The 11,232-nt window shown below is 66.3% G+C and carries 12 protein-coding genes and 2 pseudogenes; 8 read left to right on the top strand and 6 right to left on the bottom strand.

The window, feature by feature from the left end:
• A partial coding sequence (locus LL648_RS42850; RefSeq protein ID WP_232665926.1) for a serpin family protein occupies window positions 1–206 on the bottom strand: 206 nt, incomplete at its 3' end.
• 494 nt (window positions 207–700) lie between these two features.
• Between LL648_RS42850 and LL648_RS42845 the strand changes: the two genes are divergently transcribed.
• The 6 genes and pseudogenes from LL648_RS42845 to LL648_RS42825 all read left to right on the top strand — a co-directional run bounded on the left by LL648_RS42845 (window position 701) and on the right by LL648_RS42825 (window position 4,363).
• Window positions 701–949 (top strand): hypothetical protein, encoded by a 249-nt coding sequence (locus tag LL648_RS42845; RefSeq protein WP_232668737.1) that lies wholly within the window; start codon window positions 701–703, stop codon window positions 947–949.
• A 65-nt stretch (window positions 950–1,014) separates the two neighbouring features.
• Window positions 1,015–1,266, top strand: a complete 252-nt coding sequence (locus LL648_RS42840; protein WP_232668736.1) for a hypothetical protein — start codon at window positions 1,015–1,017, stop codon at window positions 1,264–1,266.
• 669 nt (window positions 1,267–1,935) lie between these two features.
• A pseudogene (locus LL648_RS45950) lies at window positions 1,936–2,100 on the top strand (transposase family protein); the annotation flags it as partial.
• Window positions 2,101–2,117: 17 nt separating this feature from the next.
• Complete coding sequence (locus LL648_RS42835) at window positions 2,118–2,654, top strand: hypothetical protein (protein ID WP_232668735.1); 537 nt, start codon at window positions 2,118–2,120, stop codon at window positions 2,652–2,654.
• Between the two features lie 406 nt (window positions 2,655–3,060).
• Window positions 3,061–3,606, top strand: a complete 546-nt coding sequence (locus tag LL648_RS42830; RefSeq protein ID WP_232668734.1) for a dihydrofolate reductase family protein — start codon at window positions 3,061–3,063, stop codon at window positions 3,604–3,606.
• A 385-nt stretch (window positions 3,607–3,991) separates the two neighbouring features.
• On the top strand, window positions 3,992–4,363 hold the full coding sequence (locus LL648_RS42825; RefSeq protein ID WP_255687582.1) for a Clp protease N-terminal domain-containing protein: 372 nt from the start codon (window positions 3,992–3,994) through the stop codon (window positions 4,361–4,363).
• A gap of 207 nt (window positions 4,364–4,570) precedes the next feature.
• On the opposite strand, the gene LL648_RS42820 is transcribed toward LL648_RS42825, so the two are convergent.
• From LL648_RS42820 to LL648_RS42800, 5 genes and pseudogenes are all read right to left on the bottom strand, one after another.
• Window positions 4,571–4,960 carry a VOC family protein gene (locus LL648_RS42820; protein WP_232668732.1) on the bottom strand — a complete coding sequence of 130 codons (390 nt, stop codon included), beginning with the start codon at window positions 4,958–4,960 and terminating at the stop codon, window positions 4,571–4,573.
• Window positions 4,961–5,521: 561 nt separating this feature from the next.
• Window positions 5,522–5,914, bottom strand: a pseudogene (locus LL648_RS42815) (nitroreductase/quinone reductase family protein).
• A gap of 29 nt (window positions 5,915–5,943) precedes the next feature.
• Window positions 5,944–6,450 (bottom strand): VOC family protein, encoded by a 507-nt coding sequence (locus tag LL648_RS42810; protein ID WP_232668731.1) that lies wholly within the window; start codon window positions 6,448–6,450, stop codon window positions 5,944–5,946.
• A gap of 452 nt (window positions 6,451–6,902) precedes the next feature.
• On the bottom strand, window positions 6,903–7,319 hold the full coding sequence (locus tag LL648_RS42805) for a MarR family winged helix-turn-helix transcriptional regulator (protein WP_232668730.1): 417 nt from the start codon (window positions 7,317–7,319) through the stop codon (window positions 6,903–6,905).
• A gap of 1,983 nt (window positions 7,320–9,302) precedes the next feature.
• Window positions 9,303–9,725, bottom strand: a complete 423-nt coding sequence (locus LL648_RS42800; RefSeq protein WP_232668729.1) for a hypothetical protein — start codon at window positions 9,723–9,725, stop codon at window positions 9,303–9,305.
• Between the two features lie 153 nt (window positions 9,726–9,878).
• Between LL648_RS42800 and LL648_RS42795 the strand changes: the two genes are divergently transcribed.
• Together LL648_RS42795 and LL648_RS42790 are read left to right on the top strand one after the other, a co-directional pair.
• Window positions 9,879–10,070, top strand: coding sequence for a MerR family transcriptional regulator (locus LL648_RS42795; RefSeq protein ID WP_232668728.1), 192 nt, complete (start codon window positions 9,879–9,881; stop codon window positions 10,068–10,070).
• A gap of 948 nt (window positions 10,071–11,018) precedes the next feature.
• Window positions 11,019–11,232: hypothetical protein (locus LL648_RS42790; RefSeq protein ID WP_232668727.1), on the top strand; the 214-nt coding region annotated here is incomplete at its 3' end.

The following is an 11,232-nucleotide window of genomic DNA, read 5'->3' as shown; positions in this document are numbered from 1 at the left end:
GAGGCGGGCATGCCGAGCGCTTCGGTCACCTGCTGCGCGTCGGCTCCATTGATTGCCGGCGCCGCCATCGCGAGTACGAGCCATGCACCCAGTGGCGACGCGACGTGGTGCTGGTCGCCGACCGCGGCGTGGAACCGACGCGCGTAGGCGGCGACGACCCCCGGCAGACGGGCAGTGCTCGATGTTTCCGGGGTCGTTTCTGTCATGGCGCCTCCGATGCAGATGCAGATGCCGATGCCGATGCCGGGCAGCCGCGCGTCCCCCGAGGCTTCCGCATCCGTATTGCAGCTCGCTTGCAGCGCAGTCTCACGGCCCCGGCGATCTCCCAGGTGCGTAGCTGCGTGGCGAGATGCCGCCGCGCGGTGCTGGCGCTGACGAAGAGACTGCGAGGTCCCATCGCGCCGAGTGGTTGCCGGCTGTGGCCATCTGCGCCTCAACTCCCCGATCTGCTGCAATCGAGGATGTCCGCGGGGCGACGAATCAAACCCTGCCGAGCCGTGAACGCGTGGCCGGGCCCGGTGGGCCCGGCCCTGCGCCGCTCGGTTACTAGCCGATGCGGGAGCCTTCGCGGGCTCCTGGTTCGTCGCCGCAGTGAGCCCCAGCTGCACCGCAGCGACGACGTCGTGTTGCCGCCGTCCACGCATGCGGGCGCGTGCCAAGGGAAATGACAAAGCGCCTGACGATCTGTCATGCTAGGAGCATGACGAAACAGCTTGCTGTGAAGCTGGACGACGCACTGCATAGGGATGTCGAGGCCGCCGCGGCGTACTCGGGCACGAACGTGTCGGAGTGGGTCAGGGCGACGCTGCGGCACCAGTCCGCAGTGGCCAAGGCCCAGCGCGCCCGAGCCGAGGAGGACGCCCGCGATCCCGTCTACACCGCGGAGCAGGAACAGGCGTTGATGGCAGCTCGGCGCCGGCGGGCCCTCGCCGCGTTTGACGAACAGTGAGCGCGGCCGACACACCGATCCGGTACGGCCAGGTATGGGTCTCCCGCGATGAAGCAATCGGCCCGATGAACTACCTCGTCGTGTCCTCCGACGCATACAACAGCGCGTTCGGAGATCGCCGGGTGATCGCGGTGGAGGTGGACTCTCGGGCAATCTACGAGGGGACCTTTCGGGAGCCGATCATGGATGCGGGGACCGCGATGCTTGACCGGCTCGTTTGGGTTGCGCGCTCAGCGCTCGACGAGCTGGTTGCTGAACTGCATCCCGATCGCCATGGAGCAGTTGCGGCGCAGGTCCGCGAGCTGATCGGGAACTGACGCGGTTCATCAACGTCGTGTTGCGATGCTCCCGGACGATAGGCCGCCCGTTCCGACATATAATCAAACCTTCTGCGCCGTTGATGGTGCCACCGAGATTCTTGTGGGTAGGAAAATAGCGGCCAACATTCTTCCTTGCGACAAAAACTGGTGTAAAGCTGTGCCCTACGTGGGAGGCCGATAGAGTGATTGATATCGCAATCGCGTTGAGCGGAGGCCGGTAAGCGCGGGCCACTTACTCCCGACCATGCCGATCACAAGGCGGAGATCGTGACCGGTCCCGCGCATCTCCTGGCCGAGCCGCAGACTTCGTTGGTTACGCGAGACATGAGGCCTGGACGCCGAGGGTGCAGCCCAGGCCGCGACATGGGGGCGATCCGCGTGCCGATCAGGGCGATCGCGCAACGACTGCCTCCTCAAGGTGCCTCTTGACCGCCTCGACGCTTACGCCGATTGGACCTCACCCCCCGTCCTGGCCGCGGTTGTCGACGGCGCGTTGGGACTGAATCTGGATCTGGCCCACTTTGCGTCGTCTTGGCCTCGTCTGGGTGTGTCGCGCGGGACTGTTGATCTCGGAGGGTTGATCATCTCCGCCGGTGTGGTGATCAAGGTGGGGTTCGTGTTCTGCTTCCGCATCTGGCAGATGTCGTCATCGAGCGGATCGCCGATGTGGGCCGGGCCGTGCGGATCTGGGCGCGCGCACGAGCAGAGCGGGCGTCGTGCCCGCGTTGCGGAGCCAGGTCAGCGCGGGTGCACAGTCGCTATGAGCGGCGGCTGGCCGACGCGGCGGTCGCCGGTCGACGGGTGGAGATCGCGCTGCGGGTTCGCCGCTTCTTCTGCGAGGACGCCTGGTGCTCGGCGCGGACGTTCGCCGAGCAAATCACGGGGCTGACTGCGGCCATGCCCGGCGCAGCTTGCTGCTGCGGCGGATGCTGGAGTCGATCGGGTTGGCGTTGGCCGGGCGGGCGGGTGCCCGCCTGGCCGGCGTGCTGGGCTTGCCGACCAGCCGCAGCACCCTGTTGCGGCTGGTCCGGGCGCTGCCGGACCCGCAGGTCGGCACGGTCATGGTGTTGGGCGTGGACGATTTCGCGCTGCGGCGCGGGCACGTCTACGGGCACTGTGCTGATCGACATCGCTACCCGGCGTTCGATCGACCTGCTCCCGGACCGGGAGGCCGACTCTTCGCCGCGTGGCTACTCGCCCATCCCGGCGCCGAGGTGATCTGTCGAGACCGCGCCGGCGCCTACGCCGAGGGCGCCCGCACCGGAGCTCCCGGGGCGATCCAGGTCGCCGACCGCTGGCACCTGTGGCACGTGCGCCGTGAGGCGCTGATTGATCGAGTGGAGGTGAGAGACCTTCGCCGCTGTCCTGTCGCAGCAGGGCGGTGAAGCAGGGGGCAGCTCGATCCGGGAGGTGCCGGGGAGGGTGGCAAGCGGCCCTGACAAAGCCGGGACGTGTCAGCACTGCCAGATGGCGCGGGTTCGGCGAGCGAGACGGAGAGGTACACGAGAGGAACCGGTGTGTGAAGCCTCCTAACCCCGGTGATTCATGAGGCTCGTGGTTGATCTTCTGTTGGTGCTGGTCGGGCCGTTCTAGGTTGCGGGCATGGTGAGTGTCCGGCCTGCGGTTCTGCCGGGTGTTCCGCCTGATCGCGGGGTCGAGCGGGTGGACGTTGCGCTACTGCGAGAACGCGGGTCTGGATTGACCTCCCGGCAGCAGATCCACCCGCGACCGATGAGATCATCACGTTTGTCCGGTCTACCCGCCGAGCATCATCGACAGAAGGAGCCCACCATGGGGAGGATCACCGTCCACGAGTTCGCCTCGCTCGACGGCGTCGTCGAATCACCGGACTGGACGTTCGAGTACGGATTCACCGAGCGCGAGGGCGCAGCCATCGGCGCGATCACCGACGCCGCCAGCGGCATCTTGCTCGGCCGAATCACCCACGAAGAGTTCGAGCCAGCCTGGTCGGTCCGCACCGTCGAGGATGACCCAAGCGCACCGTTCTTCAACGACACAACCAAGTACGTCGTGTCCTCAACAATGACTCACTCGACATGGCGCAACAGCGAGATCATCGGCGGATACGATGCCGACAAGATCCGGGCACTCAAGGAGTCGACCGAGGGCAACATCTTCGTCAGCGGCAGCATCACCCTGGTACGCGCGTTGCTCGCCGACCGACTGGTCGACGAGCTGCACCTGTTCGTCTTCCCGCTCGCAGTCGGCAGCGGTCTGCGACTGTTCCCAGACGGCGGCCCGCAGACGAAGCTCGTCCACCAGTCCACCGACACGTTCGAAAACGGCGTCGTACACCTGACCTACGGGCCTGCCTGAGCACCTCAACAGCGAACCCGTGCGAAGATCACCGTACGGGCATATGAGACATCGAGGCTGGCGATGCTGCCCGATCGTCGTCGTGCTCACCTCGCCATGATGGCCGGCATCGTCGGGGCGAGAACGTACGACCAAAGGTCAACGTCGCGTCAGGTCACCGATCAGGTCTGAACCCATTTCCCGGCCCAACAGGGCGACAAGCCACGAGCCGCGCAGCGGGGGCGGCCACAGCTCAGTGCGTACGGCGGATGACGATTTTCACGCACGGGTCACAGTTGCTCAGATCGGTCGAGGAGTCCACGGCGGGCGCCAGTGGCACGTTGAAGTAACTGCCGTCCGGGATCACACCGACGCAGCTGCGATTGCCACCCTCGCCGACCGCGACATGACCGGCCGCCTCAGACGGAGGCCGGCGCGGCGATCAGAGGTCGGCACTCACCATCTACTGATGGAACTCATCACAGAAGGGCTTGCCGCCGCGACTCTGGAACGGCTACACGTACGCGTGGACGCCGTGCGAGCGGCGATTACGGCGCAGTTCAGTGAACCGGCAGCAGCGAGCAGCGAAGTACCACCAATGTCGGTCGAGGCCCGTGGCGCTCTGCAGGCGGCGCAGCGAACCGTCTGCCGGACCGGCACTGTCCTCCGGACCCAACATCTGCTCTACGTCCTCATCACCGATCCGGGCAGCCGTGCCCGGCGGATACTCAACGAGCTCGGCGTGAACGCCGGCGAGGTCAGCGCGAACTCAGACTGACCGCGCCTTGGCGCAAGTGGCGACGCGGCCGGGAGACCCTGTGCCGGTCGGCGACGACACGTCGTCGCGTGCGCTCTCGATACACTTCCCGCAAATGCGTACCGTCGGGCCGGCAACCATTGGACCGGTGGCCGATCGTTGCCGTCGCAGAACGAGCAGGTGGGTCGCCCGACTGAGCATTCCGCTGGGAAACACCACGTCGCTTGCTCAGCTCGGGCTTCCGCGGAGGTCGGCGCCGGCAGGCTGCCACAGCTGGACGGGGTTTCCCTCGGGGTCGTGGAGGTTAGCGAAGGTGCCGTTGGGATACGTCTCGGGGTCGACTTCGACGTCGATCCCGGCTGTGCGCAGCTGGTCGACGATGGCGTTGAGGTCGTCGACTCGGAAGTTGATCGCCCACGTCTGCTCGATCCGGCTGAAGTGCGGCGAGTCGGCGGGCATCGCCGCGAACACGGTGGATCCCGACTGCTGCTGCCATGAGGCGTGCTCGTAGGAATCGGGCGCCGGGTCCACTCCAAGGTGGATGGAGTACCAGTCTGATAGGTGCGCAGGATCGGCGGCACGGAAGAACACGCCACCGATGCCAGTGACTCGTTGCATGTGACTGCCTCGATCGTCGGTCGATGGGGTAGGCCTGACTCAGTTTGACTGCCGACAACAAAAATTGTCAAGGTGTGGCGTGGCCGACCACCGCCCGGCGGCCATGCCGATCCGGTCGATGCGAAGCAAGGTGCCGTCAACGATCACGATTGCCTCACCGGTCACGACGAACTCGGCGTCCCACAGAGATGGCGCGATGGCAGCGACCGCTTCCTGGTTGCAGCAGAACCGTGGTCACGCCGGTCTCGAACCCGGCAACGAGATCGGCAAAGGTCTCGCCTGCGCAGGTAGGCGACCACCAGCGAGCCTGGCGCCCGGCAGAGTGCTTGCACCAGCGGGTGCCGATCAGGGTGCGCACGTCCCCACGGTGATGAGGGCGTGGTTGGACACGGTGACCCCCGCAGGGTAAGAAGCACTCGAAGCTGCAGGTCAAGGCAAGTTGATCTAGTCAAGCCGTCTACCGGGGGCTTACTCATCGAAGCGGCGTCACACCGCAGCAGCCGCGGACCTCCTCACCAGAACGGCACAGGGCTCACTCGTTGAATCGTGCTGAGCACGGGCTCAGCGCGGCAGGATTCGCACGACGGGGATCTCTCGCGCTGTCCTCGTCCGGAACCGGTCGTACTCGGGGAATACGCCTGCCATCACGGCCCACAGCCGCTCCCGCTCGGCCCCGGTGGCCGGCTCCGCACGCGCGTCGAACACCTCGGCTGCGACCTGAACACGGACCTCGGGATCGTGCCGCAGGTTCAGGTATCACTCCGGGTGACGCGCCTTGCCGCCGTTCGAGCCGACGACGACGAATCGATCGTCGTCCCGCCCGTATATCAACGCGGTGCGCCGCAGAAGGCCGGTTCGCCTGCCACGCGTCGTCAACAGCAAGGCGTCGGTACCCGACCAGCGATGACCGCGCATCCCACCCGACTCGACATAGCGCCTGACGTGCGCGTGCACCCAGCCGACCGGGCTCTCGGTCACGTCGGTCAAGGCTGCCGGCCGATCCTGCGGATCTCCCGGTCGAGGGTCTCGGTGGAGACCACCGCGTCAGCCACGAAGACCTCGTCGCCCATCCGACTCATGATCTCGGCTTCCGGCACGTCCTCGACATGGGTCTGTATCCACCAGATGTTCCCGAACGGATCCCGGATCCGGCTGCCGCGGTCCCCCCACGCGTTGGTCGAGAGCGGAGTCACGGTGGTCGCTCCGGCATCGAGCGCGGCCTGGTGCACCGCATCGCAGTCGTCGACGTAGAGGGTCAGGAAGCCGGGCGTGGCCGGCCAGTCCGGCTTCGCGTCGAACGTCATGATGATGGAGTCGGCGATCTGGACCTCGGCATGGCCGATGGTGCCGTCGTCGTTGGGCACTTGCCCGCGGTCGGTTGCCCCGAACGCCGTCTCCATGAACGCGACGAACTTCGCCGCGCCCTTGACGATGACATAGGGCGTGACCGCGTGGTAGCCGTCCGGAATCCTGCGCACCTGCTGCGTCATGACCTCACCTCTCGCTGGTTCGAATCGACGCTAGGCCGCATATAGGCCAATTCATGGCCTAATGGAAAACTCGCGCGCAGCCGCACCGTTGACGATTCGCACCTACAGCCCGGGCACGTCTACAGCACCGTGCTGTTCAATGCGCTGCCTCAGCATCGCCACTCATCGCACGATCGATATCTGCTCTTGGACCGTGAGGCCGAGTCGTTCACCGCGTGGCCGCTCGCCCAGCCAGGCGCGGAGGTGGCCTGCCGAGATCACGCCGGCGCCTATGCCGAGGTGCCAACTGCGGTGCACCCGACGCGATCCAGGTCGCGACCGCTGCTGTCCCTACCGCACCGCCGAGCCTGTTGCCGCAGCCCAGACCCTCATGATCGCCAGCGCCGGATCAGGTTGGCAAAGGCTCATTGGCGTCATTGGGCATGGTCATCTACATCGCCTTGCACCTCGCTTTACTCGCACCGTCGGACTTCGCCCGTCGACTCGACAGCGGCTGACTTCACAGGACTCTCGTCGTCGACCAGGGTCGGGTCGGTTGCTTCAGCGTGCCGGTACCGTCGTGGCTTCTCGCTCATGCGGTCCACCGTTCCCTGCTCGACAAGGCGTTCGAGGGCGTTGGCGATCGCGCCCGGTGAGCGGCGGAGCTTGTTGCCGAGGTCGACCGGTGTGAAGTCGCCGGGGTTGCCGTACAGGTGGTCCTCGATCATTCCGCGGAGCTGACCGGCGCGCAGGCGAACGGATCCAGAACGGTTACGCGACAGCGCCGGCGCCGGCAGGTCCGACCGTCGTCCTTCATCAGTCGGTGCGGCAGCGCTTCCACTCCCGGTGGGATTCGGCGTGACGTTTGCGTGGGACTCCATGCCGTCCACGGCGTGGACCGGGGCGGGTTCGTCGGCCGGTGTGCCCCCGCTCTCCGGGCCGGTGGTGCCAGTCGCAGTTTCCTGTCGGTGGGTGCCGCCAGCTGCGGGCGCCGCTGTGGGATCCGCCCCGTGAGGGTTCGAAGCGGGCGGTGTGGCGTCGGTTCGCCTCGCGGGGCCGGTCGCCGGTTCGCTGGCGGGTGCTGATGGGTCGGCCGGAGGTTCGTCGCGGTCTGCTTGGTCGGGGTTTGCTTCGTCGGGGCCGGCGGCGGCCCCCGTGGTGGCCGCAGTGGTGGGCACAGCACTCAACTCGGCGCTGGTCATGGTGGTGGGTGCGGCGGTCCATCGACGAGCGGCACGTGGGGTCGGTCCGGGCTCGCTGGTCGCACTTGCCTCCTTGGCCCATTGGCCGAGCAGACGAGCGGCGGTGGAGTAGCCGATCTTCGCAGCAACGGCCAGTTCAGTAGTGGTGCAGCCAGGGTGAGAACGAAGCGCACCCCACAGTCGGTCTTGTAGATCGTCAGCGGACAACCGGGCCCGCCCTGCCGCAGCTGGTTGCCGCAGCACCAGAGTGGAGGCGCTGGCGGGCAGACCAGTGTGGTCGGTGTGTGGCATGACGATTCCCTTTCCTGGTGATGGCGACCTGGGGTCATATCCCGCGAGGCGATGTCGTGGCATGCGCTGCCAGTGCCCACGACTCACCCCTGGACCGCGGTCAGCGGTCCAGGGGTCAGCTGCACAAAACGATGGACGCTCTTGTTCGACGCAGACGTCAAGCCACATAACGTAGCGACAAGCGCGATTCACTCGTCTGGACGTTCGAACTCGACGTCCACGTTCATAGTTTATCTCGACATCCGAGTGAGCTCAAGTCTTAACTCTTCCCCACTTGCATGTCGCCACACGGTGACACGAATCTTGACCTTCGCGACACAGATGAAGCTGGTCGCCGACATCGCGCCAGGATGCGACACGGCCTGTTGGTATTCTTCCCGACCTATGATTCTGAGTCCTTGTGGCTACGGCGGCCCACGGCAGGACTGAGGGTGGCCGGGTCGTTGAGACTGTCCGACCAGGCGGCCACTGACCCAACGACTCCGCCGCCAGCGGTACTGAAGTCCCTCCGCGGAGGCTCAGTCGGGCGGCGCCACGAGGTGATGACAGCTGCCTTCACCTGCAGTTTCACGCCGTTAACGGGGTTCCGCTCTGGACGGGCGCCCTACCGGCACCCCTGTCGGCACCTGCGGCGGCATCCCGGTTGACCGACTGGACCCGCCTGAGGTGACAGATGGCGCCGTTTTCGTCGCTGCCGAGTGAGGATCCACACCGATTCGACGGCTTCTCCATTTGTGAGGCAAGCAAGGTCGATCTTGATCTGAATTCACCGCACGCCCCAGAAGCTGCGAAATCACGGCGCCAGGCTCAGTTTCTGCATCATCATGCTACCGCAGCAAACGTCTGCCGTGTTCCGCGAGGACTATACGGACCAATACTTTATTCGCCACGAGCTATTTCCTCCCGTGAGGTGGACGTCGATATTGGTGTGGGTTGCATCATCCAACTCGGCCGTCCGATCTTGGTTCCAGGCCTATGTCGCGAGTCGAGCTGCGGCGGCCGCGGCAGTGCTGCTCAGCGTCTGTCATCGATCCGCCCCGTTCAGCGTGCACGTCAGCTGCGACCTGTAGCCGAAGCCTCGCTGCCTCACTCGGGCGGCATCGGGATCATTGCCGGGCACTCCTCTGCCTGGTCCACCGCCGACAGCCCGCCTCAGATGATCGCCGTGGGCGTCCACGACCGTGTCCGCCGACGAGCGACTGACCTCGAGGTGCTGGCACGCTTCGAGTGCGAGTGAGCGCAAGGTGCACGGCCACATGTAGTGGCCCGACTGCGCACCAGCCGAGCACAGCGCACACCGCCCGGTCCCGTCATCGACGTGCGCAGCCAGCAACCTGCCGGCCAGCCCAGGTTCTACTGAGATCAACAGTGCGATCGCGTTCACCACCGACCACCACCGCCGGGTCGCGGAGACACCAGTGCCAGGACGGTGTCGTACTCGCGGTCGGTGAAGTTGCCGTCCCGGTGCTGCGCCTCGGCCCAGCTGGACAGGCCCACACAGATCTCGTCCGGTTCCAGGCCGGACGCGGCGCACACCTGCCCGATCGTGGCGCCGTGCGCCAACGCCTCACGAACCATCTCCCAACGCCCGGATGCCACACGCTCCCCAAGGCCACATGCGCACACCACCGCCGACAACGCATGACCCGCCACCACGGCCCGAGGCGGCGCCAGCGGTGGAAGGTTCGCCGCCACAGCGGAGATGACGGTGCGCAGGTGCAGCAGATAGCTATCCACCAGCTGCGGAAGAGACACGGTCGCGGCCAGTTCGTCGAGCCGCTGGACATGCAGGACACTCTTCATGGGTCAGCCTCCTGTGGCTGATCAAGGGCCCGGCCGGTGTTGCTGCACCGCGTCCGGGCCCGCCTCAGCTTAACGAGAGTCAAGCAGCTCCAATCATAGCCAACCGCGACAAGAGTCGACACACCCGGTCCACAAGCGCCTAACCTCGTCACCGTGACAGAAGAGAAGTACATCTCCAGCACCCAACTCGCCCGCGCCCTCGGCCTGTCACCACGCTCGATCCAGCGCTACGTCCAACAAAAGTCGATCACCCCCGAGTTCGTCACCCCTGGCGGCCACTACCGCTGGAACGCCGACCGCGTCAAAGAACAACTCAAGGCCCTCCGGGAACACACAGCGGACTGACCCGAGGTGACCGTCGCACTGAAATGCGCCGACGGCTCGACAGTCGACACATCACGAGATGCCCTCAATGAGCACTTCCGGACACCTCTCCCCCGTTCCAGACCCAGCGCCGTCCAGTACTGCGCGGCCAGTAGGACGGGGCCAGCCAACACCCTTGGGTCTGCCGAGCGGTTACGGTCGACCTCAGCCCCGGGTCGGCGAGATGCAACGAGACCTGGTTTCCCGGAGCCGGAGCGATTCGACATCGACCGTGCCGGCCACGCCCACTTCGGGTTCGGCCACGGCATCCACTTCTGCCTGGGCGCGCCGCCTGCCGACTGGAAGCACAGGTCATCTTCACCGCGCGCTCTACGGCCACCCGTCAAACCTGCGGCTCGCCGTGCCGCACGACAAGATCGAGTAGCGGTCACTTCGTCGATCCGCGAGCCGATGCAGGTGCCCGTCACGCAGGAGGCGTGAAACGGGGTACGCCCGTGGCATGGACGCTGACGCGCAGCTGCGCAGGGCGACGTGGAACCTGTGGTGGCGGTTCGGGCCGGACTGGGCGGTGCGGCAGCCCGGCATCGCGGGCCACGCTGCAGCTCCTCGATTGCGGCAACCGCTCCCGGGGCATCCTGCAACTCCTCCACCACCGGATGAAGGGCGTCGAGCTGCCCCGACACCGCAACCCGCCGCCTGCGGTCTTGCGGTACCGATCAGCCGGATGCTCACCGCGACGCAGCTCGACCACAAGATCCCCACGGTCACAGCCTCGATGGCGCAGATGCCAACCAACCGGCGCATGCCCGCCCTGGCGCACCCCATGGATCATCCGACGCCACGCCGCCCGCATCTCTCCCGACGGCGCCACGACCCAAACCTCGCCACCAGCCGCCCGCACCGCGGCAAGCAACGCCTCCGGCCCCGGCCGACGCGCGGAACGACTACTCCTTCCAGCACGATCCTGCCGTGCCGGCATTGACGCCGACGCACGTCGCGATCAAGACCGACCGCTCCCGGAGCGACGTCGAGAAGATCGCTGCGACAGCAGGGTGGCGGTGCGGGCTGGGCAACCGTGGCGGCGCGTTCGACGTGATCGACGTCTGGATCGACGTCTGGATCGACGTCTGGATCGACGTCTGGATCGACGTCTGGATCGACGTCTGGATCGACGTCTGGATCG

This window comes from Pseudonocardia sp. TRM90224, from assembly GCF_021245725.1.
Classification (GTDB): domain Bacteria; phylum Actinomycetota; class Actinomycetes; order Mycobacteriales; family Pseudonocardiaceae; genus Pseudonocardia.
The sequence above is the reverse complement of the archived record's forward strand: the minus strand, read 5'-3'. Positions and strand labels throughout refer to the sequence as shown.

Bases quoted from the DNA above. Each gene is read 5' to 3' on its own strand.
- LL648_RS42845 (WP_232668737.1), top strand. From the start codon at position 701: ATGACGAAACAGCTTGCTGTGAAGCTGGACGACGCACTGCATAGGGAT.
- LL648_RS42840 (WP_232668736.1), top strand. From the start codon at position 1,015: ATGAACTACCTCGTCGTGTCCTCCGACGCATACAACAGCGCGTTCGGA.
- LL648_RS42820 (WP_232668732.1), bottom strand. From the start codon at position 4,960: ATGCAACGAGTCACTGGCATCGGTGGCGTGTTCTTCCGTGCCGCCGAT.
- LL648_RS42810 (WP_232668731.1), bottom strand. From the start codon at position 6,450: ATGACGCAGCAGGTGCGCAGGATTCCGGACGGCTACCACGCGGTCACG.
- LL648_RS42825 (WP_255687582.1), top strand. From the start codon at position 3,992: ATGACCGGCCGCCTCAGACGGAGGCCGGCGCGGCGATCAGAGGTCGGC.
- LL648_RS42800 (WP_232668729.1), bottom strand. From the start codon at position 9,725: ATGAAGAGTGTCCTGCATGTCCAGCGGCTCGACGAACTGGCCGCGACC.
- LL648_RS42830 (WP_232668734.1), top strand. From the start codon at position 3,061: ATGGGGAGGATCACCGTCCACGAGTTCGCCTCGCTCGACGGCGTCGTC.